Here is a 24,712-nt window from a genome sequence, read left to right as displayed (position 1 = left end):
CCGCCATGCCGCCCCCGCTCGCCCCGCACCGCATCGCGGCGCCCCTTCCATCGTGGCCGGCCCGGGAGCCCGCGCATGCCACCCGTCCGGGAGACTGGACCCATGCCCTCCCCCGTCACGCTCACCGCCCGCGCGCTCCTCCTCGACATGGACGGGACGCTCGTCGACTCGACAGCGCTCGTGGAGGAGATCTGGACGATGCTCGCCGTGCGCTTCGGGCACGACCCCGAGGAGCTGATCCGGCGGATCCACGGCGTGCGCGCCGCCGACAGCATCGCCCGGTTCGCGCCCGCGGGCAGCGACGTGCCCGCGCTCCTCGCCGAGCTCGACCGGCTGGAGCTCGACGGCAGCCCCGCCACGGTCGAGATCCCCGGCGCCCGCGACCTCGTGGCCGCGCTGCCCGCCGGATCCCACGCCCTCGTCACGAGCGCCGGCCTCGAGCTCGCGCGCGCCCGCCTCACCGGCGCCGGGGTCCGCGTGCCGGACGTGGTGGTCACCGCCGAGGACGTCGAGAACGGCAAGCCGCACCCCGACGGCTACCTGCTCGCGGCGTCGCGCCTGGGCGTGGATCCCGCGGACGCGATCGTCTACGAGGACGCCGAGGCGGGCATCCGCGCGGGCCTCGCCGCGGGCATGCGCGTGGTCGTCGTGGGCGACCACGAGAGCGAGACCACCGTCGGCCTCCCCCGCGTCCGCGACCACCACGGCACGACGGTCGAGGTGCGCGACGGGATCCTGACGCTGACGCTGCCCAGCGCCTGACCCGGCGCCTCGCTCACTGCGGGTGCGGCCCCTCCCCGCGCTCGAGCATGGCGACGAGCTTCGCGAGCCGGTTCGCGAGGACGGTCGCGTTCGGCGCCGTCGTCACCCGGTGGATCACGGCGTAGCGGTTGACCTTGGACAGCGTCGCGAAGGTCGCGGCCGCATCGGGCGAGGCGGCGAGCGCGACCAGCAGGTCCTCCGGCTCCGCCGCCGACGCCTGGCCCGCGTAGGCGCGCTCCCACCGACCGTCGGCCTGCGCGCGCTCGACCTCGCGGATCCCGGCCGGCCGCATCCGCCCCTCCGCGGTGAGCGTCGCGACCAGGCCGATGTTTCGCTCCGACCACAGCGACGCCTTCCGCCGCGGGGTGAAGCGGCGGCGGAAGATCCGCTCATCGATGCTCGCGGTCTGCCCGTCGATCCATCCGCTGCACAGCGCCTCGTCGAGCGCCTCGGCGTAGGTGAGAGAGGTCGGATCCGTCGTGCCCTTCTTCGCGAGCACCAGCCACACGCCGTCGGATGTCCCCTCGTGCGCGTCGAGCCAGGCGCGCCACGCGGCCCGGTCGGGGAGGGTGAGGAGGTCGTGCGCGGCGGCGGGCATGCCCCGATGCTACGGAGCGCCGCCGACGCGGCCCGGCTCAGTTGCGGTCGACCGGGTGCCCCGCGGAGATCCACGCGCTCGTGCCGCCCTCGACGTCGACCGCGTCGACGCCCCTGGCTGCGAGCGCCTCGGTCGCCCGGGCGCTGCGTCCGCCGGACTGGCAGATCACGTGCACGGGCGCGTCGGTCGGGACCTCGTCGACGCGGGCGTCGAGCTGCGACATGGGCAGGTTCACGGCGCCCGGCGCGTGACCCGCGGCGTACTCGTCGGGCTCGCGCACGTCGATGAGGACGGGCGAGTCCAGGGCGGCGAGCTGGTCGACGGTGATGCGGCTCATGCGGGTGCTCCTCGGTGGTCGGTGCTCCCCACGCTAGCCGCGGCGGTCACGCCCGGTCGTCCAGCGCGACCACGAGCTTCCGCGCCGAGACGCCTTCGCGCAAGCGGTCCATCGCCGGCTGGATCGCGTCGAGGCCGGTGCCGACCACCTCGGCCCGGGGCGCCGCGACGTAGCGGCCCTCGGCGAGCGCTGCCGGGAGGAAGCGCTCCCAGAGCATCGGGCCGACCTCGTCGTGCATGAGCGCGCTGCCCCAGATGAAGCGCGCGCGGATCCCGCGGACGCGCGCCCGCAGCATCAGGGCCGGGGTGGCCGTGCCCATGCGGATCCCGAGGCGCACGAGCGGCAGGCCGACGCGCCCGCCGCGCGGCAGGGTCTCGAACGACACCGGCGGGCTCGCCATGCTGACGCGCGTCGCGCCCGTCGCGATGGCGATGTCGACGGCCGGTGCCCCGGATCCGGTGCCGATGGCGAGCACGCCAGCGACCCGGCGCCCGCCCTCCGCGAGGTGCGCCGTGATGTCCCGGACGGCCGTCGCGCTCCGGTAGTCGAACGCGCGGCTCGCCCCGAGCGAGCGCACGAGGTCGTGGTTGCGCGGCGACGCGGTCGTCACGACGTCGTACCCGGCGGCGACGGCGAGCTGGATCGCGTTCATGCCGACGCTCGTGGATCCGCCCCAGACCACCACGGTCTCCCCCGTCGGCGGCGTGCTCGCGTCCGGCGTGCGCAGCCGGAGCTGGCCGGCGCCGAAGAGGCCGGACGCGGCAGTGGAGATCCCGAGCGGGAGGACGGCGGCGTCCTCGAAGCGCATCGCGTCCGGGATCGGCGACGCCAGGTCGGTGCGCACGATCACGCGGGTCTGGAAGCCTCCCTCGGGTGCGTGCCGCCGCCCCTTCTCCATGCCCACCGCGTACGCGACGACGCGGTCGCGGAGCGCGAAGCGCGTGACGCCCGGGCCGACCTCGTCGACGACGCCCGCGACGTCCTCGCCGAGCACCGCGGGGTGCGGCAGCCAGCGGTACATGAGGTCGCCCATGTGCTGCTTCATGGTGTCGAGCGGGTTGATCGCGACGGCGCGGACGCGGATCGCGACCTCGCCCTCCCGCGGAGCGGTCCGCGGCGCGGATCCGACGGTGAGGTCGGCGGCGGACGAGGCGAGCCAGGCGGCGGTCTCGGTGGGCATGCGGTTCTCCGATCTGCGGATCGCGCTGCCCGATGACATCGCGTGTCATCACCATACACAGCCATGACACGTCGTGTCATCACTAGGATCGACGCATGAGCAGATGGCAGCCGGACACGCGTGAGCGCCTGGCCGCCGCCGCCCTCGAGCTGTTCCACGAACGGGGCTTCGCGGAGACGACCGTGCCCGAGATCACCGCCCGCGCCGGCCTCACGACCCGCACCTTCTTCCGCTACTTCGCCGACAAGCGCGAGGTGCTCTTCGCGGAGGAGGACGAGCTGCCCGCGCTCGTCACGCGGATCATCCGGGCGGCGCCGGCCGACCGCTCGCCGCTCCAGGTCGTGGAGGACGGCTTCCCGGAGGTCGTCGCGTCGCAGTTCGCGGAGGGGCGCGCGACGCTGCTCGCCCGCAAGCGCATCATCGGCGCCGACCCCGGGCTGCAGGAGCGGGAGATGCGGAAAGTCGCCGCGATGCAGGAGGCCGTGCGTGCGGGGTTCGTGGAGCGCGGCGTGGATCCGCTCACCGCCGTGCTCGTCGCCCACGCCACCGCCACCGTCTTCGGCGTCTCGATCGGCCGCTGGCTCTCCGACGGCGGCAACGACACCGACCTCGCCGAGGTGCTGCGCGAGACGCTCGACGCGTTCCGCCGGGTGATGGGCGAGGGCGCGTGATGCGGGTCACGTACGACGCGGCCGCGGACGCCGCGTACGTCGAGCTGGCCGACCCGATCGCGCCCGGTGAGGTGGCGTCGCAGATCCACTCGCTGGTGACGCCCGGCGACCGCGGGGAGGTGGCGCTCGACTTCGACGCCGACGGCCGCCTCCTCGGCATCGAGGTGCTGCACGCGAGCGCCGTGCTGCCGGCGGCGGTGCTCGCGGAGGCGGAGCGGATCGGCTAGCTGCCGCGCAGCACCTTCTGCATCGGCCGGCCGCGGGCGATCTCGTCGACGAGCTTGTCGAGGATCCGGATCTCCTTCATGAGCGGGTCCTCGATCTCCTCGATGCGGACGCCGCAGATCACGCCGCGCACCTCCTCGGCGAGCGGGTTGAGGCGGGCCGCCGCGAAGAAGTCCTCGAATGTGGTCTCCGCGTCGAGGTGGTGCTGCAGCTCTGCGGCGCCGAAGCCGGTGAGCCAGGTGATCACCTCGTCGACCTCGGCTCGCGTGCGCCCCTTGCGCTCGACCTTCTTCACGTAGAGCGGGTAGACCGCGGCGAACGGCGTCGTGAAGATGCGGTGCATGGTCGGAGCGTAGGCCGAGGCGGGCGTGCGGTCCAGGATCGCCCGCGGGAATACCCGGCCGCTCGCACGTGGTTCACTTCCATGCAGACGCATCCACCCGGATCCGCCGCCGACGAGCACCGAGGAGCGCCCCATGGCCACGAAGATCGGCTTCCTGTCGTTCAACCACTGGCAGGACGTGCGCGGATCCCGCGTGCGCACCGCCCAGGACTCGCTGCTCCAGTCGATCGACCTCGCGGTCGCGGCCGAGGAGATCGGCATCGACGGCGCGTACTTCCGCGTGCACCACTTCGCGCCGCAGCAGGCGTCGCCGTTCCCGCTGCTGGCCGCCATCGCGAGCCGCACCAGCCGGATCGAGATCGGCACCGGCGTCGTCGACATGCGCTACGAGAACCCCCTCTACATGGCGGAGGAGGCGGCCATGACCGACCTCATCTCCAACCGCCGGGTGCAGCTCGGCATCAGCCGCGGATCGCCCGAGCAGGTTGAGGCCGGCTACGAGTCGTTCGGCTACGTGCCGCGCGACGGCGAGACCGACGCGGACATGGCCCGCCGCCACACGGGCCTCTTCCTCCGCGCGCTCGAGGGCGAGGAGCTCGCGACCGCGGCCCCGCAGCGCGGGATCATCGCGGGCGGCGTGGCGATCACGCCGCAGTCGCCGGGCCTCCGCGAGCGGATCTGGTGGGGCGCCGGCACGCGCGCGACCGGCCGGTGGGCGGCCGAGCAGGGCATGAACCTCATGTCGTCGACGCTCCTCTCGGAGGACACCGGCGTTCCGCTCGACGTGCTCCAGGCCGAGCAGATCCAGCTGTTCCGCGACGGATGGGCCGCCGCCGGGCACGCATGGGAGCCGCGCGTGAGCGTCAGCCGCAGTATCATCCCGATCATCGACGACGAGTCGGAGATGTACTTCGGCGTCCGCTCGCAGATCGAGGGCCAGGACCAGGTCGGCCAGGTCGGCGGCGAGAAGTGGCGCTTCGGCCGCTCCTACATCGGCAGCCCGGAGCGCCTCATCGACGAGCTCGGCAAGGACCAGGCGATCGCCTCGGCCGACACCCTCCTCGTCACCATCCCGAATCAGCTCGGCGTGGACTTCAACCTGCGGTCGCTCGCCGCGATCAAGCAGATCGGCGAGGCGCTGGGGTGGGACCGGGCTGACGTGGCGGTGGGGGCGTCGGCCTGATTCGCTGACGCCTGCCCGCCTCCGCTGTCAGTCGCCGGTCGGGCGCTTGCGCTGCTGCTTCGTGGCGGATCGCTGCGTCTTAGCAGCCAGGCGGCGGCGCTGCGAGCCCTTCGTGGGACGGGTCGGCCGACGCGGCGCGGCGTCCGGCGCGAGCGCAACGCCAACGATCTCACGCAGCGCGTCGAGTGCGGCGACCCGGTTGCGCAGCTGCGACCGCTGCTCCGAGACCGTCACCGTGATGGTCCCGGCGACCAGGCGCCGGCTGAGGCGATCGAGGATCCGCTCCCGCTGCGGGTCGGTGAGCACGAGCGATCCCGCCACGTCCCACGTGAGCTGCACCCGGCTGTCCGACGTGTTGACGTGCTGTCCGCCGGGTCCGGACGACCGCGAGAACCGCCACCGCAGCTCGGCCGCGGGGATGGTCAGCGCGGGGCCGACCTCGAGATCCATGCGGCAAGGGTCGCACGGAGCGGCAGTGGCGCGTGCAGGCTAGCGGTGCTGGCGGAGGTTGCTGCGGCGGATGATGACCCGGCCGATCAGCGCGAGCACCAGCATCACGACCACCATCACGACGATCCGCATGACGAACCCGAGCTCGGCGAAGGCCAGGGCGGACGCGGACATGAAGGCGGTCACCGCGATCAGCACGAGGATCTGACGAGCGGACGGCTCACCCGTCAGCCGCTGATGTGCCGCGGAGTCGTGCTCGAAGCTGCGCCTGTCGTCCATGGATCCACCGTCGCACACCCGCGATCCGTCAGCGGGCTTCCACCGCCCCCGGCCGCCTGGCCGTCAGGTACAGCCGATGCGCCGTGATCACGAGCGCGAGCCACGCGCCGCTGAGGAAGAAGGCCGCGAGCACGTCCGTGAACCAGTGGTGCCCGAGGTACACACGGGAGATGCCGATGGTGACGGAGAAGACCACGGCCACCGTGACCGAGAGCACGCGCGTCACGCGGCGGTGCTGCCGCAGGAGGAGCAGGTAGGCGATGATCCCGGTGATCGCCACCGCGTTCAGCGTGTGGCCGCTCGGGAACGACGGCGACGTCTCGTAGGGAGGCACCGCGTCGGCGAGGTCGGGGCGGGCGCGGCCGATGATCTCCTTGCCCGCGATGGTGAGCAGCAGGGATCCGCCGCCGGCCGCGAGGATCAGGATGACCGGGGTCCAGGAGCGCCGCCGGAGGCCTAAGAACAGCATCGTGACCACCGCGATGATCGGCATGATCACGACGCCGGCGACGTCCGTGTACGCGGTCGCGGCCGCGTTCAGCCACGGCGTGCGGATGCCGAGCATCGCCTGGAGGATGGGCTGGTCGAGGCCGGCGACCCCGTCGGCGTCGGTCACGGCGTCGTAGACCTCGGCCGCGATCCACGACAGTGCCACGGCGAGCGCGAGCCCGATCACGAGGGTCACGCCGAGCGCCGCGTGCGGCCCGATCGTCCGCACGACGCGCTGCTCGACGCGGGCGATCGCGCGACCCGGAGGCGTGTCCCAGCGCGTGAGGTCGCGGTCGCCGAGGAAGCGGTCGCGCCGGAGCTCGCCCTCGACGCCCTGGTCGGCGGGGTCGAGCGGGGCGAGGGGCCTGCGCCCGGGGGTGTCGCTCATCGGGGATCCTCCACGTCCGGCGGAGATTCCCGCCATTCGAACCTACCGACGCGTCACGCGCGACTGTTCCGGCGCGGCCGGTCGGGCGCGCCGGGCCTGTCCGCTCGCCGCACGCGCCGGTCGGACCCCGCCGCCCGGTGCTTCGCTGGAGGGACGCCGCCGCGGGACCCGCCCGCCGACGCGGTCCGCCGACGAAGGAGTCCCCCATGCCCGACATCACGAAGGTCACCGTCCTCGGCGCGGGAGTGCTGGGCGCGCAGATCGCGTTCCAGGCCGCGAACCACGGGAAGACCGTGACCAGCTACGACGTGGACGATGCCGCGCTCGTGGCCGCGCGCGGACGGCTCGACGCGATCGTTGCGCAGTTCGTCGCGGAGACCGGTGAGGACAGCAGGGAGTCCGCGACCGCCGCAGCCGCGGGGATCACGCTGACGAGCGACCTCGCCGCCTCCGTCGCCGACGCCGACCTCGTGATCGAGGCGGTCCCCGAGAGCCTCGAGCTCAAGCAGGACGTCTACCGCCGCATCGCCGACGCCGCCCCCGAGCGCACGGTCTTCGCCACCAACTCCTCGACCCTCCTCCCGAGCGCGATCGCCGACGCCACCGGCCGCCCCGACCGCTTCCTCGCGCTGCACTTCGCGAACCACGTGTGGCGGCAGAACACGGCCGAGATCATGGGCACGCCAGCGACGTCGCCCGAGGTGTTCGACCGGGTCGTCGCGTTCGCGGAGGAGATCGGCATGGTCCCGATCCCGCTGAAGAAGGAGCAGCCCGGCTACGTGCTCAACTCGCTGCTCGTGCCGCTGCTGGAGGCGGCCGCGGGCCTCGTGCTGGCGGGCGTCGCGGATCCGAAGACGGTCGACACCACCTGGCGCATCGCGACCGGCGCGCCGCTCGGCCCGTTCCAGATCTACGACGTCGTCGGCCTCCGCACGGCCTACGCGATCTCCGCGGCGAGCGACGAGCCGGGCGCGCAGGCGTGGGCGGCCCACCTCAAGAGCGAGTACCTCGACAAGGGCAAGCTCGGCGTGGAGTCGGGCGAGGGGTTCTACGACTACCGGTGATGCCCGGGCTGCGGTCAGCCCGCCGCCCCGCCGCCCCCCAGCACGAACCGCACCAGCCGCGTCACGCTCTCGGCGTGGTCGCGCTCGCGACCGAGCACGCGCAGCACGATGACGCCGAGGATCGCCTGGCCGAGCTCCTCGACGGGGGCGTCGGCGGGGAGCTGGCCCGCGCGGATCCCCGAGGCCAGGCGCTCGGACAGGTCGCGGTCGACGCCGAGGCTCGCGCTCAGGCTGTCGCCCACGGCCGCGTCCTCGGCGGCCGCCGCCACGAGCGAGCGGACGAGCGGGCCGCCGGTCGGGGCGTCGAGCACGGCGAGCACGTCGGTGAGCCAGCGCTCGATGTCGGCGAGGAGGTCGCCCGTGTCGGGCACGGCGAACTCGACCGGGATCAGCCGCCCCTCGGTCATGCACTCGGCGATGAGCGCGCCGCGCGACGGCCACCACCGGTAGATCGTCTGCTTGCCGACGCCCGCCTCCTTGGCGACGCCCTCGATCGTGAGGTGGTCGTAGCCGACGGCGTGGATGAGGCGCACGGTGGCGCCGAGGATCGCCTCGCGGGCCGCCTCGCTGCGGACCCGTCCGGTTCGGTGCTCGTTCACCTGCACAGGGTAGCTCCAGAAACTAGACGAGACGTAGCGTATCGTCGAGGAGTCTGAAGGAGATCCCATGGCGTCACTGCTGTTCCGGCTCGGTTCGTTGGCCGCGCGTCGCGCGTGGCTCGTCATCGTCTCGTGGGTGGTGATCCTCGGCATCGGCGTGGGCTCGTTCCTCGCGTTCGCCGGCACCCTCGGCAACAGCTTCGACATCCCGGGCACGGCGTCCGGCGCCGTCACCGACGAGCTCGCCGAGACGCTGCCCGACACCGCGGGCGGCACCGGCACGGTCGTCTACACGACCACCGACGGGTCGGCCTTCACCGACCAGCAGGAGCAGGACATCTCCGCCCTCGCCGAGAGCGCGGGCGACCTCGAGGGCGTCGCCTCCGTGGTGGATCCCTTCGCCGTCACCCAGCAGCGCGCCGACCAGGCCGCGCGGCTGCAGAGCGGTGACGACCAGATCACCGCGGGCCGCGCCCAGCTCGATGCCGCGCAGCAGCAGCTCGACGCCGGGAAGGCGCAGCTCGAGGCGGGCCAGCAGCAGCTCACCGCCGCGCGCCAGCAGGCCGAGGCCGCGGGCGCGCAGGCGGCCCAGCTCGCGCCGCTCGACGCGCAGCAGGCCCAGCTCGACCAGCAGACCCAGGCCCTCCAGGAGCAGCAGGCGACGGTCGACGCGAACCGCACCGAGCTCGAGTCGGGCGCCGAGCAGGCCGAGCTCGGCCGCACGCTCCTCGGCCTCACGGACGGCATCGGCGTGGTCTCCGAGGACGGCTCGACGGCCATCGTGAACATCTCCTTCACGGATCCGCGCCTCGAGCTCTCCGAGGAGACCAAGGAGGAGGCCATCGCGCACTTCCAGGACTCCCCCGTCGACGGCACGAGCGTCGACTTCGCGACCGACCTCGCGCAGGGCGTCCCCGAGATCTTCGGCATCGGCGAGGTCGTCGGCCTGATCTTCGCCGCCATCGTCCTCATCGTGATGCTCGGCACGCTCATCGCCGCGTCGCTCCCCATCGTCACCGCGGTGGTCGGCGTGGGCGTCGGCGTCACGGCCTCGCTCGCGTTCTCCGGCGTCGTCGACATGGCGTCGGTGACCCCGGTGCTCGGCGTGATGCTCGGCCTCGCGGTCGGCATCGACTACTCCCTCTTCATCGTCAACCGGCACCGGAAGCAGATGCTCGCCGGCACCGGCGTGCGCGAGTCCATCGGCCTCGCGAACGGCACGTCGGGCACGGCGGTGGTGTTCGCGGGATCCACCGTGATCGTCGCCCTCCTCGCCCTCAACATCACGGGCGTGCCGTTCCTCGCGCTGATGGGCACGGTCGGCGCGGTCTGCGTGCTCGTCGCGGTGCTGGTCGCGATCACGCTCACGCCCGCGGTGCTCGGCCTCGCCGGGACGCGCGTGCTGCGGAAGCGCGACCGCGCGGCGGCGGATGAAGCTGGGTCGGCGACCCGCCCGCAGGAGGCCGCGAAGGCCCTGAAGCCCATGTCGAACGCGCGCGCCGTGCTCACGGTCGTCGGAACGGTCGTCGCCCTGCTCGTGGTCGCGATCCCCAGCCTCTCCATGCGGCTGGGCCTCCCCGACGGATCCAGCGAGCCGGCCGGATCCACCAGCGAGCGCGCCTTCACCACGGTCGCCGCCGAGTTCGGCGAGGGCGCCAACGGCCCGCTGCTCGTGGTCGCCGACGTGCCCGCGGGCCTCGCCGACGACGACCTGCTCGCCACCCAGGTCGACGTCGCCCAGGCGCTGCACGACCTCGACGACGTGGTCGCCGTGGCGCCCGTCGCCAACACCGACGACAACACGGTGCTCGCGTTCCAGGTGCTGCCGCAGGAGGGCCCGAACAGCGAGTCGACCGAGCAGCTCGTGCAGGACATCCGCGCGATGCCCGAGATCGACGGCGGCATCTCGCTCGGCGTCGCCGGGCAGGCCGCCACCAACATCGACATCTCGGAGGCGCTGGCCGCGGTGCTGCCGCTCTACCTGCTCGTCGTCGTGGGGCTGTCGCTGCTCATCATGATCGTGGTGTTCCGCTCGCTGCTCGTGCCGCTGATCGCGACGGGCGGGTTCGTGCTGTCGCTCTTCGCGACCTACGGGCTCATCGTCGCGGTGTTCCAGTTCGGCTGGGGCGCGGGTCTCATCGGGCTGGAGAGCCCGGGGCCGATCTTGAGCTTCCTGCCGGTGATCCTCGTCGGGATCCTGTTCGGCCTCGCGATGGACTACCAGCTGTTCCTCGCGTCGGGGATGCGGGAGGCGTACGTGCACGGCGCCGAGGCGCGGCTCGCGGTGGTGCAGGGCTTCCGGGCCGGACGCGCGGTCGTCACGGCCGCGGCGCTGATCATGGTGTCGGTCTTCGGCGGGTTCATCTTCTCGGAGTCGACGATCATCCGGTCCATCGGGTTCGGCCTCGCGTTCGGCGTGCTGCTCGACGCGTTCGTGGTGCGCATGCTGCTGATGCCCGCGCTCATGCACCTACTCGGCCGCTCGGCCTGGTGGCTGCCGCGCTGGCTCGACCGGATCCTCCCGGACGTCGACATCGAGGGCGCCGCGCTCGAGCGCACGCACCCGCACGCGTCGGCCTCGGCGCCGCCTCTCCCCGCCGGCCTCCCGGCCGACGGCGGGCACGGCGCACACGCGGCCCCGCCCACGGCGACCACCATCGAGGCCGAGACGGAGGCCGCGCCGCACGACCGGTAGGCGCGGCGGTCGGCCGTCGTGTCGAGGTCGGCGCGGACGGCGATTCCCGCGGGCCCGTCCCATCCGGCTGCGCGAGAGTGGATCCCGAGCACGTTCGCCCGGCCCCTCCGTGACAGAAGGACTCCGCCCATGACCGACGCCACCGCCCCCGCGATCCCGAAGCCCGAGCACCCGCGCCCGCAGTCCACGCGCCCCGACTGGCTGAACCTGAACGGCCCGTGGGGGTTCGAGCGCGACCGCGGCGACTCCGGCCTCGAGCGCGGGCTGCTCGAGCGGGACCTGGCGGAGGAGATCCTCGTGCCGTTCGCGCCGGAGTCCACGGCGTCGGGCATCGGCGACGTCGACTTCCTCACGGCGGTCTGGTACCGCCGCACCGTACGGATCCCCGCGGGCTGGAGCGGCCGCCGCGTCCTCCTCCACTTCGGCGCCGTCGACCACGACGCCACCGTGTGGGCGAACGGCGAGGAGGTCGCCCGGCACCGTGGCGGCTTCACGTCGTTCACCGCGGACCTCGGCGTGCGCGCCGACGAGGAGGAGCTGACCATCGTGGTCCGCGCCCGCGACACCCGCGACGAGCCGCAGGCCCGCGGCAAGCAGGCGACCTGGTTCGAGAACACGGCCTGCTTCTACACGCGCACCACCGGGATCTGGCAGACGGTGTGGCTGGAGCCCGTCCCCGAGGCGCACATCCGCTCGGCGCACATCGAGCCGCAGCGCGCGGACTCCTCCTTCACCGTCACGCCCGAGCTCTCGCACCGCACGGCGGGACTCGCGTTCGAGGCCGTGCTCGCGGACGCCGACGGGGAGATCACGCGGTCGCGGATCGGCGCAGGCGACCTGGGCGCGCGCGTCACCCTCCGCATCCCCGAGGACCGCGTGCGGCTGTGGTCACCCGAGGATCCGCACCTCTACGACATCACGCTGCGCCTGGTCGACGGCTCGGGCGACGACGCCCGGGTGGTCGACGAGGTCGCCTCCTACGGCGGCCTCCGCTCCATCGCGATCGACGGCCGCGACGTGCTCCTCAACGGCCGCCGCGTCTTCCAGCGCCTCGTGCTCGACCAGGGCTACTGGCCGGACACGCTCATGACCTCGCCCGACGACGCCGCCCTGGTCCGCGACATCGAGCTGTCGATGGCCGCGGGCTTCAACGGCGCGCGCCTGCACCAGAAGGTGTTCGAGGAGCGCTTCCTCTTCCACGCCGACCGGCTCGGCTACCTCGTCTGGGGCGAGTTCGGCGACTGGGGCGCGGGCGGCGGCCTGGGCAAGGACGCGCAGCAGCCGACGGCGTCCTTCATCACCCAGTGGATCGAGGCGGTCACGCGCGACCGCTCCCACCCGTCGATCGTCGGCTGGTGCCCGCTGAACGAGACGTACCAGGCGATCCACGACCGCATCACGCAGCTCGACGACGTGACCGCCGGCATGTACCTGGCCACGAAGGCGGCGGATCCGTCGCGTCCCGTCCTCGACGCCTCCGGCTACTCGCACCGCGTCCGCTCCTCCGACGTCTACGACTCCCACTCCTACGAGCAGGACCCGGAGGCGTTCCGCCGCGAGCAGGCCGGCCTCGCCGAGGGCCGCCCCTTCGTCAACGACCTCGACGGCCGCGCGATCTCCGTGCCGTACGCCGGCCAGCCGTTCTTCGTCTCGGAGTACGGCGGCATCTGGTGGAACCCGGACGAGATCGACCGCCCGCAGGCCGACGCGGGCGACCCCGAGCGCGCGGTCTCCTGGGGCTACGGCGAGCGGGTCGCCACCGTGGAGGAGTGGCACGCCCGGTTCCGCGGCCTCACGGAGGTGCTGCTCGAGGATCCGCTCATGTTCGGCTACTGCTTCACGCAGCTGACCGACACGTTCCAGGAGGAGAACGGCATCTACGACTTCCACCGCCGGCCCAAGTTCGACATCGCGCGGATCCGCGAGGTGCAGCAGCAGCGGGCGGCGTACGAGGAGCGGGACGGGGAGGCGTAGCGGCACGCCCCCCCGGGACGGCTCCGGGGTCACCCGCCGACGTAGGCCGCGAGGTGCTCGCCGGTGATGGTCGCGCGCGATGCGACGAGCTCGGCGGGCGTGCCCTCGAAGACGATCGTGCCGCCGTCGTGACCCGCACCGGGCCCCACGTCGATGATCCAGTCGGCGTGCGCCATCACCGCCTGGTGGTGCTCGATGACGATCACCGTCTTGCCCGACTCGACGAGGCGGTCCAGCAGGCCCAGCAGCTGCGCGACGTCGGCGAGGTGCAGGCCGGTCGTCGGCTCGTCGAGCACGTACACGCCGCCCTGCCTCTCGGCCATCTGCACCGCGAGCTTCAGCCGCTGCCGCTCGCCGCCCGACAGGGTCGTGAGCGGCTGCCCGAGCGTCACGTACCCGAGTCCCACGTCCTCGAGGCGCGACAGGATCGCCACCGCCGCCGGCGTCCGCGCCTCGCCGTCCGCGAAGTACGCATGCGCCTCGGCGATGGGGAGCGCGAGGACCTCGCTGATGTCCTTGCCGCCCAGCGTGTACTCGAGCACGGAGGCCATGAAGCGCTTGCCGCCGCAGTCCTCGCACGTCGTCGACACGGTCGACATCGGCCCGAGGTCGGTGAAGACGACGCCGGCGCCGTTGCACGTGGGGCACGCGCCGGCGGAGTTGGCGCTGAACAGCGCCGGCTTCACCCCGTTGGCCTTCGCGAACGCCTTGCGGATGGGCTCGAGCAGCCCCGTGTAGGTGGCGGGGTTGGAGCGCCGGGAGCCGCGGATCGCGGTCTGGTCGATCGAGACGACGCCGTCGCGCCCGGCGATGGAGCCGTGGATGAGCGACGACTTGCCCGAACCCGCGACGCCGGTCACCACCGTCAGCACGCCGAGCGGCACGTCGACGTCCACGTCCTCCAGGTTGTGGGTCGACGCGCCGCGCACCTCGATCACGCCCGACCGCTCGCGCACCGCGTCCTTCAACCTCGCCCGGTCGTCGAGGTGCCGCCCCGTGAGGGTGCCGCTGGAGCGCAGCGCCTCGACCGTGCCCTCGAACCGGATCTCGCCGCCGTGCGACCCGGCACGCGGCCCGAGGTCGACGACGTGGTCGGCGATCGCGATCGTCTCGGGCTTGTGCTCGACGACCAGCACCGTGTTGCCCTTGTCGCGCAGCTGCAGCAGCAGGTCGTTCATGCGCTGGATGTCGTGCGGGTGCAGGCCGATCGTCGGCTCGTCGAACACGTACGTCACGTCGGTGAGCGCCGAGCCGAGATGCCGGATGAGCTTCGTGCGCTGCGCCTCTCCCCCGCTGAGCGTGCCGGAGGACCGGTCGAGCGACAGGTACCCGAGGCCGATCGACACGAACGAGTCGAGCGTCTGCGCGAGCGACTGCAGCAGCGGCGAGACCGTCGGCTCGTCGATGCCGCGGACCCACGCGGCGAGGTCGGAGATCTGCACGCGGCAGGCGTCCGCGATCGACATCCCCGCGACCCGCGAGGACCGCGCGGGGGCGGCGAGCCGCGTGCCGTCGCAGTCGGGGCACGGCTGGAACGTCACCGCCCGGTCGACGAACGCGCGGATGTGCGGCTGCATCGACTCCCTGTCCTTCGACAGGATCGACTTCTGGATCCTCGGCACGAGACCCTCGTAGGTCATGTTCATCGAGTCGACCCTCACCTTGGTCGGCTCCCTGTAGAGGAAGTCGTGCCGCTGCTGGTCGGTGAGGTCGCGGATGGGCACGTCGCCGGGCACGAAACCGGAGGCGGCGAAGATCTTCACGAGCCAGCCGTCGGCGGTGTAGCCCGGGACGGTGATCGCGCCCTCGAGCAGCGACCGCGAGTCGTCGAGCACCTGCGTGAGGTCGATGTCGTTGACGCGGCCGAGGCCCTCGCAGCGCGGGCACATGCCGCCGAGCATCGTGTGGTCCTGCTCGACCGCGTGCGTGGCGCTGGCCTTCTCGACCGTCATCGACCCCTGGACGCGCACGCTGGGCACGTTGAACGAGAAGGCGTTGGGCGAGCCGATGTGCGGATCGCCGAGGCGCGAGAAGAGGATGCGCAGCATGGCGTGGACGTCGGTCGCGGTGCCGACCGTCGAGCGGGGGTTCGCGCCCAGCCGCTCCTGGTCGACGATGATCGCCGTCGTCAGGCCCTCGAGGCGATCCACCTCCGGCCGGGCGAGGGAGGGCATGAAGCCCTGCACGAACGCGGAGTAGGTCTCGTCGATCATGCGCTTGGACTCCGCCGCGATCGTGCCGAAGACGAGCGACGACTTGCCGGAGCCCGACACGCCCGTGAACACCGTGAGGCGCCGCTTCGGGATGTCGAGCGAGACGTCCTTGAGGTTGTTCTCGCGCGCACCCTGCACGCGGATGACGTCGTGGCGGTCGGCGGGGTGCTGTGCGGTGCTCATCGCGCTCCTGGGGTCGACGACACGCACCTCGGCGTGCGTGACGCGCCGCTCAGCCTAGGACCCATCCGTTCGCGGACGAAGCGTCGGCGGCCCCGCACGACGAGAGCCCGCCCGCAGGATCCGGATGGATCCCGCGGGCGGGCTCTCGTGTCGGGCGCGGCTTCACCCGCGCCCGGGTCGCCTCACCGTCCGGCGAGCGACCCGCCGATCCCGCCGACGCTGAAGTACTTGTTCAGGAAGGCGAAGATCAGCACGGGCGGCAGCATCATGATGACCGCGACCGCCATGACCGATCCCCAGTCCGCCGCGTTCTGCTGGAAGAACGTGTTGAGGCCGATGGGGAGGGTGTACTTCGTGAAGTCCTGCAGGAACAGGAGCGCGATCAGGTAGTCGTTCCACGCCAGCAGGAACGAGAAGATCGCGGTCGAGAGGATGCCAGGCAGGGAGTTCCGCAGCACCACGTGCACGAACCCGCTGAACACGCTCGCGCCGTCCATCCACGCCGCCTCCTCGAGGGTGATCGGGATGGAGTCGATGTACGCCGCCATCATCCAGATCGCGACCGACATGGTCGAGCCGATGTAGATGATCGCCACGCCCTGCAGCGTGTTGATGAGCCCGAGCGCCGAGAACGTGATGAACAGCGGGATCGCCGCGGTCACCACCGGCAGGGCCTGCACCACGAACAGCACGAGCGAGTACCCGGAGACGAGCTTCGACCGCGAGCGGCTGAGCACGTACCCGGCGGGCGCCGCGATCACGACGGAGACCACCACGGTCACCAGCGCGACGAGCAGGCTGTTGCCGAGCCAGGTCATCACGTCGGTGCCGCCGAGCACGCGCTGGAAGTTCTCCAGCGTGAACCCGGTGGCCGTCGAGTTCTGCCCCGGCTGGGTGGAGAGGAACAGCACCGCGAGGATCGGCGTGATCACCACCAGGGTGATGATCGCGATGAACAGGAAGCGCCACCACTGGCCCTTCTGCTCCCGCTGCTTCGCGGAGGTGCGCTTCACCTGGCCGAGGGTGGCCGAGGTCGCGCCTCCGACGGCGACTGTCTGGCTCATTCGATGTCCGCCTTCTTGATCTGCCGGTACAGGAGGGTCGAGACGAGGACGAGCACGGCGGTCATCATGAACGCCACCGCCGTCGCCGGACCGGTCTGCAGGTTCTGGAACGCCTGCTGGTACGCGAGCACGATCAGCGACGTCGTGGCGTTCACGGGACCGCCCTGCGTGAGCAGGAAGATCGTCGGGAAGTCGTTGACGCAAAAGATCGTCATGAGCACCCAGCTGATGTAGGTGGTCCTGGAGATGATCGGCAGGGTCACCCCGCGGAACGCCTGCCACGCGCTCGCGCCGTCCATCTTCGCCGCCTCGTAGACGTTGGTGTCCACCGACGCGAGCGCCGACGACATCATCATCAGCATGAACGGGAAGCTGATCCAGACCTTGAACACGCAGACCACGATCTGCGCCAGGACGGGATCGCCGAGGAAGTTCGCGTCGGGGATCCCGAGCGTCTCCAGGAGGATCGGGATCGGGCTCTGCGGCGTCGCCACCAGCCAGTTCCACGAGGTCGCCGAGACGACCACCGGGACGATCCACGGCAGGAGCAGCAGCACCTTGAAGAGCCCGTTGCCGGGGATCCGGGTGCGCAGCAGCAGCGCCAGCGCGAGCCCCACGATCCACGACCCGAACACGCCCACGATCGTGAACACGATCGTGAACGTGGTCGCGTTCCGGAACGAGTCCGACGTGAGCACGTTGACGTAGTTCTCGAGCCCGACGAACGGCGTCTGCCACGGCAGCGTCGACGGCGTGCCCTGCTGGAGGGACTGCAGGAACGAGTAGATGACCGGGTAGACGTTGAGCAGCACGAGCAGGATCAGCGACGGCAGCGCGAACAGCGCCAGCGTCTTCCCGGCCCGGCCGAGCGGCGTCTTCCCGCGGTCCTTGCGCGGCGCGCCGGGCGGCCGGCCGCCGCCCGAGACGCCGACGCCGCGGCGAGCCTGGCTCAGCTTCGCCGAGACGCGGGTGTCGACGGCCATCAGCTCACCCCGTCCATGTCATGACCTCCGAAGGCACCCGGATCATGCCGCCGAGTCCAGTTCCTTCTGCAGGGTCTCGAGCGCCTCGCGTGCCGTCACCGTGCCGGCGAGCACGGCCTGCGCGAACGAGATCGTCGGCTGCGTGCCGTCGACCTTGGTCACGTTCTGGAAGACGGTGTTCGTGCCCGGGGCACCCCACGTCTTCGAGATCGGCTGCCAGTCGTTGAGGATCTTCAGCGTGTTCGGGTCGTCCGCGTAGGCCTCGTCGGCGATGGACTTCAGCGGCGGCAGGCCGATGCCGGTCTGCTTCGTCCAGAGCGACTTCATGTTCTGGTAGTAGTACGTGAGGAACGCCTCGCTGTTCTCCTGGCTGGGCGTCGACTTGTACATCATGATGTTGTTCGGGAAGTAGAGCGCGCCCTTCTCGCCGCTGGGACCCACGAGCGGGTCGCCGACCACCATCTGCGCCGCGGTCTCCGGCGTCACGTTCGCCGTGGCGCCCGCGCCGTCCCAGAGGGCGCCGAAGGTGCCGGCGTCCATCTGCTGGTACGCGTTGTCGGAGGTGTAGGTGGCGCTGCGGGGATCCACGTAGCCGTTCTTCACCATGCCGAGCACCCACTCGACGGCCTGGATGTTCGCATCGGTCACGACGTCCGGGTTCTGGTCCGGGTCGAAGAGGCCGCCGCCGTTGTTGATCATGTGGGCCACGATCTGGTGGAAGCCGGTGAAGGCGCCGGCGCCCGAGCGGGTGCCGTAGCCGTAGACGCCGTTCTTCTTCAGCGCGGCGCACATGGCCTCGTAGGAGTCCCAGTCGGTGGGCGGCTCGGCGCCGGCCTCCTCGAGGAGGTCCTTGCGGTACCAGTACATGCGCATGTCGAGGTTGTACGGGACGGCCGCGTAGCCGTTGTCCGTCTTCAGGGTGTCGACGAGGCCCGGGAGGAAGTCGTCGTAGATGCCGTTCGACTTCCACGACTCGATGAGGTCGTCGGCGTACGCGATCTTGCCCTGCGACTCGAACAGGAACGCGGTCGTGCCTCCGCCCGAGCTCACCGCCGGACCGTTGTTCGCGGCGACCGCGGTGGAGAAGGTCTGCGTGAAGTTGGCCCACTGGACCTGCTGGTAGCTCACGGCGCCCATGCCCTCGGCGGGCTCGTAGGCCGCGGCGATCGCCTTGTCCTCGGTGAGGAAGGCGGGCGCGCCCCAGGGCATGTTCCAGAACTTCAGGGGTGCGGCGGCGCCGGATGCGCCTCCGCCTCCGCCGCTGCAGGCGGCGAGGAGGCCGACCGCCGCGGCGCCGACGCCGGCGCCGAGGAGGGATCGTCGGGTGAGGCCTTTGCCGAAGGCGCTGGATGACTGCTGTGGCATTTCTGACTCCATTGTCCGGTGGTGCTGTGTGTGGTGGGAGGGAAGGGGCTGGGTCTAGGGGTGCGCGTCAGCGGCCAGCGCGGGCGCGGCCGCGAGGAGCGAGCGGAGGTCGGCGACGTCGTCGGGGACGCATCGGCCGTGGGCGGCGTCGCGGGCGAGGCGCATCGCGGTGCGGTGGCCGGACTCGAAGACGACGGGGAGGTCCTCGCGGCCGGCGGCGTCCGTGACGCTCGCGCGTCCGGGGGCGGCCGTGCCGGGCGCCGGCAGCGTGACGTGCGCGGCGCGATCGCCGACGACGAGCCGGAAGGTCGCGCACCCGTGGCCCTGCGCCGTGACGACCGCGCTGACGACCACGTGGACGCCCGAGGCGGTGCTGCCGGTGAGCATCAGGTGGTCGGGCGTCCCGGCGAGCGGCGCCAGCTCCGTCAGCGGCGAGCCGACGAGCGCCTGCGTCGTGAGCGCGAGGGCGCGGGTCGCGTCGGCGAGGTCGGCGGTGTCCGCGACCGTGGCGCGCGCCTCGAACAGAGCGCCGGGGGCGGCGAGGCGGTGGATCCGCGGGGCCACCCGGCGGACGGCCTCGTCGTGGCGCCACGGCACGTCGAGGACCACGGGCGCGCCCGCGGCCGCGAGCTCGGCCAGGTCGGCGTCGACCGCCGGACCGGGGTCGAGCACGAGGAGGGCACGGGCCCCGGATCGGGCCGCGGCCGTGGCCCGGCCGACCCAGCCGTCGCCGCCGTCCACCACGACCACCTCGCCCGCGTCGTCGGTGCGGCGGAAGGACTCGGGCAGCGAGGCGAGGGCCGCGACGGCCGCCGCCTGGCGGGTCGCCGTCGCCACGGGATCGATGCGGAGGGTGAGGGCGCTCATGCCGCGACCTCGGTCCGGGGTGCGCGGGCCGCGGATCCGGCGTCGGCCGCCGCGGGGGTACCGCCGCCGGCCCGGACGAGCGCCGCGCTCTGCTCGGCGATGTCGGTCGCGAGGTCGAGGTCGGCGAGCAGCGCCTCCATCGAGAGGGGCTCGACGGCGCCGGTGATCACGGCGTGCACGTGCTCCCACTCGGCGACGTAGCCGTTGTCCGCGTAGGGGCCCCAGCCGGTGGTGCCGCGGGCGTCCGTGAGCGTGGCGGTGCTGGATCCCGCGTGCACGTAGGAGAGCGAGAAGTCGACGTGGAGGGAGCGGTCGCGCGCGACGGCGTCGAGCGTCCACTCGGGATCCCACGAGGCGCCGCCGATGCCGTGCACCTCGAGCACGCTCTCGCCCACCATGGCGACGATCTCGTAGCCCCACGGCTTGAGGGCGCGCGCGCTGAGCACGCGCGGCCGGGCGTCGGGGAGGAGGCGGCGCGCGAGCGGGAGGTCGTGGATCGCGAGGCCGAGCACGCCGCCGGAGACCGCGGACGCCTGCTCCTCGAGGTCCGGCTCGCCCGCCTCGCGGCGCGCGGGTCGGCCGACGATCTCGGTGGCGGAGTCCTCGGAGTCGGGGTTCGGCGGGATGACGGCCGAGATGCGGACGGTGTGCGGCGCGCGGCCGGAGGCGTCCCACGCGGCGATGGCGTCGATCCACGCGGGGTCGAACGCGTGCATCGTCCCCACCACGACGGGCACCCCGTGCTCGGCGGAGGCGCGGGCGATGGCGCGGCCCTCCTCGGCGGAGACGGCCAGCGGCTTCTCGCAGAGCACGGCGCGCTTGCCGGCACGGCACGCGGCGATGACCTGCTCGGCGTGGAAGCGGTTCGGGCTGCCGATGACGACGACGTCGACGGCCGGATCCCGGATGAGCGCGTCCGCGTCGGTCGAGTGCCGGGCACCGGCCCGGGCGGCGACGCGCTCGGCGACGTCCGCGTCGACGTCCATCACGTGGACGACCAGGAAGCGGTCCGCCAGGCGCGCCAGGGTCGGCAGGTGGATGGCCTGCCCTACCGGTCCGGCCCCGATCAGGCCCACACCGAACACCTCTTCGCCCACGACGCCCTCGTCCCTAGCAATGCCCTACGCGCATCGAAAACTGATGCAGCGTTTACGGTTGAGTCACTGTACGTCCCGGCCCACGGGCGCACAAGGGGGAGGATCGACATCGTGACCGAGATGCGAAGCACGGCGACGACGCGCGGTGCGTCCGCCAGCGCCGCCGAGGGTCTTCCGCGCGATGCCGGGGATGAGAGCGCGGGCACGGCCCCGGGCGCGGGCGGCGGCGCGAGCGCGCGCGGACCGTACTCGACCGGCGTGCGGCGGCGCGCGGAGATCGTGGCGGCAGCCGTGCGCGTGTTCGGCGTCCGCGGCTACGGCGCAGCGACGATCAAGGAGATCGCCGACGAGGTGGGCGTCTCCCCCGCGGCAGTGCTCCGCTACTACCGCAAGGAGGAGCTGCTCACCGAGGTGCTCCGGCAGTGGGACCGCCAGCAGCCGTTCGTCTCCGAGGCCGCCCCGGGCCTCCCCGCGCTGCGCGCCTTCGTCGACCTGATGCGGTACCACGTGGAGCACCGCGGCTTCCTGGAGCTGTACCTCACGTTCGCGACCGAGACCAGCGACGCGACGCATCCGGCGCACGAGTACATGCGCGGCCGGTACGCGCGCACGATCTCGTCGATCCGCCGCGTCATGGGCGAGGCGATCGCGCTCGGGCAGGTGCCGCCGATGGACGACGCGACGCTCGACTACGAGGCCGCGTGCTTCCTCGCGATCCTGGACGGCCTCGAGATCCAGTGGATCCACAACTCGTCCTTGGACCTGCCGGCCCTCGTCGGCGAGTACGTGGAGCAGTTGATCGCGCGCTGGCGCGGGGGGACGCGGGCCGCGGTCCCGCCCGGATCCGCGTCCTGGGACTGACGTGGGCGCCCAGCGCCGCCGGGATCCCGAGCGCGCTCCGCGGGTGGTCCGCGTCCTCTGGATCGCGGGCTTCGGCATCGGCATCGGCACCGCCACCCACGTCCTCGACCTCGCGATCGGCGGGGCGGACGTCTACGCGGGCTTCCCCGCTGCGCTCCGGGCCTTCTGGATCTCGCTCACGGTGCTGGATCCGCTCGTGATCCTGCTGCTGGCCCGGCGCCGCCGCGCCGGGGTCGCGCTCGGCATCGCGGTGATCCTCGCGGACATCGCCGTCAACTGGACGGTGCTCGCCACCGTCGGCGGCATCCCCGCCTGGGGCGCGGTGGACCAGACGCTGTTCGCGATCCTGGTGGTGGCCACCGCGCCCGCGCTGCTCCGCTGGTGGCGACGGCCGGAGGCCGCGCGGCGCTAGTGCGCCGCCACGCCCTCCGGCAGCGGCTCCGCCGGGCGACGGACGAAGAACGACGCCACGATCGCGGCGAGCGAGATGAAGCCGCCGATCATGAAGGCCGCCTGCACGCCGGCCGCGGTCGCGGTGACCTCGGACCGGCCGTCGGCGAGGCCCGCGACCGTCGTGGTGGTGAGCACCGTGACGAACAGGGCCGTGCCGGCCGCGCCCGCGAGCTGCTGCATCGTGGAGACGGTCGCGCTGCCGTGCGAGTAGAGGCGCGGCGGCAGGGATCCGAGCGCCGAGGTGAGCAGCGGCGTGAACATGAACGCGAGGCCGGCGTTGAGCACCAGGTGCACCGCGATGACCCAGCCGATCGACGTGCCCTCGTGCAGCATCGTGGTCATGCCCCAGAGGGCGATGCTCACGACGATGGCGCCGGGGATGACGAGCGGGCGCGGGCCGACGCGGTCGAAGAGGCGGCCGACGATGGGCGACAGGATCGCCATGAGCGCGCCGCCGGGGAGCAGCAGCAGGCCGGTCTCGAGCGTGCCGAGCTGGAGCACGTTCTGCAGGTAGAGCGGCAGGACGATGAGGCTGCCGAACAGCGCCATCATGCTGACGCTGACCATGATGATGGCGACCACGAACGGGCGGCTGCGGAAGGTGCGGAGGTCCATGAGGGCCCGGTCCTCGCGCTGCAGCGAGACCTGGCGGGTGATGAACGCGGCGAGCGCGAGCACGCCGACCGTGATGGGGATCCACAGCGGCAGGGGCGCGTCGCCCTCGGCGGACTCGCCCAGGCTCGAGAGTCCGAAGATCAGTCCGCCGAACGCGAGCGTGGAGAGCACCACGGAGAGGATGTCGAACGGCAGCTTCCGCGGGGTCGTGAGGTTCGTGATCTTCCAGAGGCCGAGCGTCAGCGCGATGAGCGCGATGGGCAGCACGATCCAGAACATCCAGCGCCACGAGAGCGAGCTGAGGATGAGGCCGGACACGGTCGGGCCGATCGCCGGGGCGACCGCGATGACGATGGAGATGACGCCCATCAGCCGGCCGCGGCGGGCGGCGGGCACCAGGTTGAGGACGGTCGTGAACAGCAGCGGCATCATGATCGCCGTGCCGCTGGCCTGCACGATGCGGCCCATCAGCAGGATCCCGAACCCGGGGGCGATCGCGGCGATGAGCGTGCCGACGGAGAACAGCGTCATGGCGGCGCCGAACACCTGGCGGGTGGAGAAGCGCTGCAGGATGAAGCCCGTCGCGGGGATCACGACGGCCATCGTCAGCATGAAGCCGGTGGTGAGCCACTGCGCGGTGGCGGTGGTGATGTCGAGGTCGGCCATGAGGCTCGGCAGCGCCACGCTCATGATCGTCTCGTTGAGGATCACGACGAAGGCGGCGACGACGAGCAGGCCGATGACGAGCGGGGCGCCCTGCGGCAGGCGCTCGTCCTCGGGGGCGACGGCGCGGTCGGCGGCGGCGCGTCCGGAGCTCGGCAGGGTCGCGTCTTCGGGCGGGGTGGCGTCGCGCCGGGTGTCGGCGGAAGGCGGCGTGGTCATGGGATGTCTCCGGGGAGTGGATGGCGGGGCGCGCGCGACGCTGCGGAGCGGGGGACGATCCGGATGTCAGACTCGGACCATGTGGCAGTCTATGACACGAACGGCGGATCCGGCAGGTTGGATCCGCGGGAGGCGGATGACGGCATGGGCACGGTGAGCGAGACGACGGACACGGCGGAGGCCGCGAGCGCGGGCGGCGCGGGCACGAGCGCGGGCGGCGCGGCCGGCCTCCGCGAGCGGCGCCGCATGGCGACCACCACCGAGATCAGCGAGGCCGCGCTCGCCCTCTTCGAGCAGCGCGGCATGGCGGCCACGACGATCCACGACATCGCGCAGGCTGCGGGCGTCTCCGATCGCACGTGCTTCCGCTACTTCCCGAGCAAGGAGGAGTCGGTCCTCACGCTGCACCCCGTGTTCGACGCGCCGCTCGACGCCTGGCTCGCGGACGTCGACCGCGGATCCGCGCCGCTCCCCCAGCTCGAGGCCGTCTACGCGCGCGTGCTCGCGACCCTCGACGGCGACCTCTCCGCCATCGCCCACCAGCAGCTCCGCGTGCGCCGGCTCATGGCCGACGAGCCGCAGCTGCGGTCGACCGCGGTGTCGATCGACGCGGCCCGCTCGTGGGAGCTGGCCGGGCGGATGACGACGGCGTTCGGCGGCCGCATCACCGCCCAGGAGGCGCGGCTCGTCACCGAGCTCGCGGGCGTCGCGGTGCGCGCGGCCTTCGACGAGTGGGCGGATGCGCGCACGGCCGGCCTCGACGCCACCCTCGTCGCGTCGTACGCCGCGGTGCGCCGCCGGCTCCGCGACATCGCGGGCACGGGCGCTGCCTGAAGCGACGATCACCTCCAGGCGGTCCCGTCAGCTCCAGCGTCGCTGAAGCTGACGGCGC

The 24,712-nt window shown here is 72.5% G+C and carries 25 protein-coding genes; 10 read left to right on the top strand and 15 right to left on the bottom strand.

Annotated elements, in window-relative coordinates; translation table 11 throughout:
* Positions 1-102: 102 nt before the first annotated feature.
* A complete protein-coding gene (locus tag BFL37_RS09725) occupies positions 103-762 on the top strand; it encodes an HAD-IA family hydrolase (RefSeq protein WP_086514927.1) in 660 nt (219 codons plus the stop codon).
* 13 nt (positions 763-775) lie between these two features.
* Here the strand turns inward: BFL37_RS09725 and BFL37_RS09720 are convergent, their stop codons facing one another.
* Genes BFL37_RS09720 through BFL37_RS09710 form a run of 3 tightly spaced genes read right to left on the bottom strand, consistent with a single transcriptional unit; the run spans position 776 to position 2,877 of the window.
* Positions 776-1,360, bottom strand: a complete 585-nt coding sequence (locus tag BFL37_RS09720) for a YdeI/OmpD-associated family protein (protein WP_086514926.1) — start codon at positions 1,358-1,360, stop codon at positions 776-778.
* Between the two features lie 37 nt (positions 1,361-1,397).
* Entirely contained in the window at positions 1,398-1,697 is a 300-nt protein-coding gene (locus BFL37_RS09715; RefSeq protein ID WP_086514925.1) for a rhodanese-like domain-containing protein, read from the bottom strand.
* A 46-nt stretch (positions 1,698-1,743) separates the two neighbouring features.
* Entirely contained in the window at positions 1,744-2,877 is a 1,134-nt protein-coding gene (locus BFL37_RS09710; RefSeq protein ID WP_086515295.1) for a zinc-binding alcohol dehydrogenase family protein, read from the bottom strand.
* 95 nt (positions 2,878-2,972) lie between these two features.
* On the opposite strand from BFL37_RS09710, the gene BFL37_RS09705 reads away from it, so the two are divergent.
* Both BFL37_RS09705 and BFL37_RS09700 read left to right on the top strand, forming a co-directional pair.
* Positions 2,973-3,548, top strand: coding sequence for a TetR family transcriptional regulator (locus BFL37_RS09705; RefSeq protein WP_086514924.1), 576 nt, complete (start codon positions 2,973-2,975; stop codon positions 3,546-3,548).
* Positions 3,548-3,775 (top strand): DUF2283 domain-containing protein, encoded by a 228-nt coding sequence (locus BFL37_RS09700; protein ID WP_086514923.1) that lies wholly within the window; start codon positions 3,548-3,550, stop codon positions 3,773-3,775. Before BFL37_RS09705 ends, BFL37_RS09700 begins: the two co-directional genes overlap by 1 nt.
* Here BFL37_RS09700 and BFL37_RS09695 read toward each other — a convergent pair.
* Entirely contained in the window at positions 3,772-4,116 is a 345-nt protein-coding gene (locus BFL37_RS09695) for a DUF2200 domain-containing protein (protein ID WP_086514922.1), read from the bottom strand. The genes BFL37_RS09700 and BFL37_RS09695 overlap by 4 nt on opposite strands.
* Before the next feature lie 133 nt (positions 4,117-4,249).
* Here BFL37_RS09695 and BFL37_RS09690 point away from each other — a divergent pair, with 133 nt between their 5' ends.
* Positions 4,250-5,299 (top strand): LLM class flavin-dependent oxidoreductase, encoded by a 1,050-nt coding sequence (locus BFL37_RS09690; RefSeq protein ID WP_086514921.1) that lies wholly within the window; start codon positions 4,250-4,252, stop codon positions 5,297-5,299.
* 27 nt (positions 5,300-5,326) lie between these two features.
* Here the strand turns inward: BFL37_RS09690 and arfB are convergent, their stop codons facing one another.
* Genes arfB through BFL37_RS09675 form a run of 3 tightly spaced genes read right to left on the bottom strand, consistent with a single transcriptional unit; the run spans position 5,327 to position 6,905 of the window.
* Complete coding sequence (gene arfB, locus BFL37_RS09685; protein ID WP_086514920.1) at positions 5,327-5,749, bottom strand: alternative ribosome rescue aminoacyl-tRNA hydrolase ArfB; 423 nt, start codon at positions 5,747-5,749, stop codon at positions 5,327-5,329.
* Between the two features lie 39 nt (positions 5,750-5,788).
* Positions 5,789-6,028: a hypothetical protein gene (locus tag BFL37_RS09680; protein ID WP_086514919.1), complete on the bottom strand. Its 240-nt coding sequence runs from the start codon at positions 6,026-6,028 to the stop codon at positions 5,789-5,791.
* Between the two features lie 28 nt (positions 6,029-6,056).
* Positions 6,057-6,905, bottom strand: a complete 849-nt coding sequence (locus BFL37_RS09675; protein WP_086514918.1) for a phosphatase PAP2 family protein — start codon at positions 6,903-6,905, stop codon at positions 6,057-6,059.
* A 206-nt stretch (positions 6,906-7,111) separates the two neighbouring features.
* On the opposite strand from BFL37_RS09675, the gene BFL37_RS09670 reads away from it, so the two are divergent.
* Entirely contained in the window at positions 7,112-7,969 is an 858-nt protein-coding gene (locus tag BFL37_RS09670; RefSeq protein ID WP_086514917.1) for a 3-hydroxyacyl-CoA dehydrogenase, read from the top strand.
* A gap of 14 nt (positions 7,970-7,983) precedes the next feature.
* Here the strand turns inward: BFL37_RS09670 and BFL37_RS09665 are convergent, their stop codons facing one another.
* The gene (locus BFL37_RS09665; protein WP_241533942.1) at positions 7,984-8,568 is read right to left on the bottom strand and encodes a TetR/AcrR family transcriptional regulator; all 585 of its coding nucleotides are present in this window, start codon (positions 8,566-8,568) and stop codon (positions 7,984-7,986) included.
* A gap of 67 nt (positions 8,569-8,635) precedes the next feature.
* On the opposite strand from BFL37_RS09665, the gene BFL37_RS09660 reads away from it, so the two are divergent.
* Together BFL37_RS09660 and BFL37_RS09655 are read left to right on the top strand one after the other, a co-directional pair.
* Positions 8,636-11,263, top strand: coding sequence for an MMPL family transporter (locus BFL37_RS09660; protein WP_086514915.1), 2,628 nt, complete (start codon positions 8,636-8,638; stop codon positions 11,261-11,263).
* A gap of 129 nt (positions 11,264-11,392) precedes the next feature.
* Positions 11,393-13,237, top strand: a complete 1,845-nt coding sequence (locus tag BFL37_RS09655; RefSeq protein ID WP_086514914.1) for a glycoside hydrolase family 2 protein — start codon at positions 11,393-11,395, stop codon at positions 13,235-13,237.
* A 29-nt stretch (positions 13,238-13,266) separates the two neighbouring features.
* Here the strand turns inward: BFL37_RS09655 and BFL37_RS09650 are convergent, their stop codons facing one another.
* From BFL37_RS09650 to BFL37_RS09625, 6 genes are all read right to left on the bottom strand, one after another.
* The gene (locus BFL37_RS09650; protein WP_086514913.1) at positions 13,267-15,633 is read right to left on the bottom strand and encodes an ATP-binding cassette domain-containing protein; all 2,367 of its coding nucleotides are present in this window, start codon (positions 15,631-15,633) and stop codon (positions 13,267-13,269) included.
* 182 nt (positions 15,634-15,815) lie between these two features.
* Positions 15,816-16,697 (bottom strand): carbohydrate ABC transporter permease, encoded by an 882-nt coding sequence (locus tag BFL37_RS09645; protein ID WP_086514912.1) that lies wholly within the window; start codon positions 16,695-16,697, stop codon positions 15,816-15,818.
* On the bottom strand, positions 16,694-17,680 hold the full coding sequence (locus BFL37_RS09640; protein ID WP_086514911.1) for a carbohydrate ABC transporter permease: 987 nt from the start codon (positions 17,678-17,680) through the stop codon (positions 16,694-16,696). Before BFL37_RS09640 ends, BFL37_RS09645 begins: the two co-directional genes overlap by 4 nt.
* Positions 17,681-17,722: 42 nt before the next feature.
* Positions 17,723-19,045 (bottom strand): ABC transporter substrate-binding protein, encoded by a 1,323-nt coding sequence (locus BFL37_RS09635; RefSeq protein ID WP_086514910.1) that lies wholly within the window; start codon positions 19,043-19,045, stop codon positions 17,723-17,725.
* A 54-nt stretch (positions 19,046-19,099) separates the two neighbouring features.
* Positions 19,100-19,912: a hypothetical protein gene (locus BFL37_RS09630; protein WP_086514909.1), complete on the bottom strand. Its 813-nt coding sequence runs from the start codon at positions 19,910-19,912 to the stop codon at positions 19,100-19,102.
* Positions 19,909-21,009, bottom strand: a complete 1,101-nt coding sequence (locus BFL37_RS09625) for a Gfo/Idh/MocA family protein (RefSeq protein WP_086514908.1) — start codon at positions 21,007-21,009, stop codon at positions 19,909-19,911. Before BFL37_RS09625 ends, BFL37_RS09630 begins: the two co-directional genes overlap by 4 nt.
* Before the next feature lie 120 nt (positions 21,010-21,129).
* Here BFL37_RS09625 and BFL37_RS09620 point away from each other — a divergent pair, with 120 nt between their 5' ends.
* Together BFL37_RS09620 and BFL37_RS09615 are read left to right on the top strand one after the other, a co-directional pair.
* Positions 21,130-21,870 carry a TetR/AcrR family transcriptional regulator gene (locus BFL37_RS09620; protein WP_241534032.1) on the top strand — a complete coding sequence of 247 codons (741 nt, stop codon included), beginning with the start codon at positions 21,130-21,132 and terminating at the stop codon, positions 21,868-21,870.
* A gap of 1 nt (position 21,871) precedes the next feature.
* Positions 21,872-22,282 (top strand): hypothetical protein, encoded by a 411-nt coding sequence (locus BFL37_RS09615; protein ID WP_086514907.1) that lies wholly within the window; start codon positions 21,872-21,874, stop codon positions 22,280-22,282.
* Here BFL37_RS09615 and BFL37_RS09610 read toward each other — a convergent pair.
* Positions 22,279-23,820 (bottom strand): DHA2 family efflux MFS transporter permease subunit, encoded by a 1,542-nt coding sequence (locus BFL37_RS09610; protein ID WP_172403786.1) that lies wholly within the window; start codon positions 23,818-23,820, stop codon positions 22,279-22,281. The genes BFL37_RS09615 and BFL37_RS09610 overlap by 4 nt on opposite strands.
* Before the next feature lie 81 nt (positions 23,821-23,901).
* Here BFL37_RS09610 and BFL37_RS09605 point away from each other — a divergent pair, with 81 nt between their 5' ends.
* Entirely contained in the window at positions 23,902-24,654 is a 753-nt protein-coding gene (locus BFL37_RS09605) for a TetR/AcrR family transcriptional regulator (RefSeq protein ID WP_241533941.1), read from the top strand.
* The last annotated feature ends 58 nt before the right edge of the window (positions 24,655-24,712 follow it).

The organism is Clavibacter michiganensis, from assembly GCF_002151125.1.
Classification (GTDB): Bacteria; Actinomycetota; Actinomycetes; order Actinomycetales; family Microbacteriaceae; genus Clavibacter; species Clavibacter michiganensis_C.
This window is presented reverse-complemented; position numbering and strand designations above follow the sequence as displayed.

Bases quoted from the DNA above. Each gene is read 5' to 3' on its own strand.
- BFL37_RS09725 (WP_086514927.1), top strand. From the start codon at position 103: ATGCCCTCCCCCGTCACGCTCACCGCCCGCGCGCTCCTCCTCGACATG.
- BFL37_RS09720 (WP_086514926.1), bottom strand. From the start codon at position 1,360: ATGCCCGCCGCCGCGCACGACCTCCTCACCCTCCCCGACCGGGCCGCG.
- BFL37_RS09715 (WP_086514925.1), bottom strand. From the start codon at position 1,697: ATGAGCCGCATCACCGTCGACCAGCTCGCCGCCCTGGACTCGCCCGTC.
- BFL37_RS09710 (WP_086515295.1), bottom strand. From the start codon at position 2,877: ATGCCCACCGAGACCGCCGCCTGGCTCGCCTCGTCCGCCGCCGACCTC.
- BFL37_RS09705 (WP_086514924.1), top strand. From the start codon at position 2,973: ATGAGCAGATGGCAGCCGGACACGCGTGAGCGCCTGGCCGCCGCCGCC.
- BFL37_RS09700 (WP_086514923.1), top strand. From the start codon at position 3,548: ATGCGGGTCACGTACGACGCGGCCGCGGACGCCGCGTACGTCGAGCTG.
- BFL37_RS09695 (WP_086514922.1), bottom strand. From the start codon at position 4,116: ATGCACCGCATCTTCACGACGCCGTTCGCCGCGGTCTACCCGCTCTAC.
- BFL37_RS09690 (WP_086514921.1), top strand. From the start codon at position 4,250: ATGGCCACGAAGATCGGCTTCCTGTCGTTCAACCACTGGCAGGACGTG.
- arfB (WP_086514920.1), bottom strand. From the start codon at position 5,749: ATGGATCTCGAGGTCGGCCCCGCGCTGACCATCCCCGCGGCCGAGCTG.
- BFL37_RS09680 (WP_086514919.1), bottom strand. From the start codon at position 6,028: ATGGACGACAGGCGCAGCTTCGAGCACGACTCCGCGGCACATCAGCGG.
- BFL37_RS09675 (WP_086514918.1), bottom strand. From the start codon at position 6,905: ATGAGCGACACCCCCGGGCGCAGGCCCCTCGCCCCGCTCGACCCCGCC.
- BFL37_RS09670 (WP_086514917.1), top strand. From the start codon at position 7,112: ATGCCCGACATCACGAAGGTCACCGTCCTCGGCGCGGGAGTGCTGGGC.
- BFL37_RS09660 (WP_086514915.1), top strand. From the start codon at position 8,636: ATGGCGTCACTGCTGTTCCGGCTCGGTTCGTTGGCCGCGCGTCGCGCG.
- BFL37_RS09655 (WP_086514914.1), top strand. From the start codon at position 11,393: ATGACCGACGCCACCGCCCCCGCGATCCCGAAGCCCGAGCACCCGCGC.
- BFL37_RS09650 (WP_086514913.1), bottom strand. From the start codon at position 15,633: ATGAGCACCGCACAGCACCCCGCCGACCGCCACGACGTCATCCGCGTG.
- BFL37_RS09645 (WP_086514912.1), bottom strand. From the start codon at position 16,697: ATGAGCCAGACAGTCGCCGTCGGAGGCGCGACCTCGGCCACCCTCGGC.
- BFL37_RS09640 (WP_086514911.1), bottom strand. From the start codon at position 17,680: ATGGCCGTCGACACCCGCGTCTCGGCGAAGCTGAGCCAGGCTCGCCGC.
- BFL37_RS09635 (WP_086514910.1), bottom strand. From the start codon at position 19,045: ATGCCACAGCAGTCATCCAGCGCCTTCGGCAAAGGCCTCACCCGACGA.
- BFL37_RS09630 (WP_086514909.1), bottom strand. From the start codon at position 19,912: ATGAGCGCCCTCACCCTCCGCATCGATCCCGTGGCGACGGCGACCCGC.
- BFL37_RS09620 (WP_241534032.1), top strand. From the start codon at position 21,130: ATGCGAAGCACGGCGACGACGCGCGGTGCGTCCGCCAGCGCCGCCGAG.
- BFL37_RS09610 (WP_172403786.1), bottom strand. From the start codon at position 23,820: ATGACCACGCCGCCTTCCGCCGACACCCGGCGCGACGCCACCCCGCCC.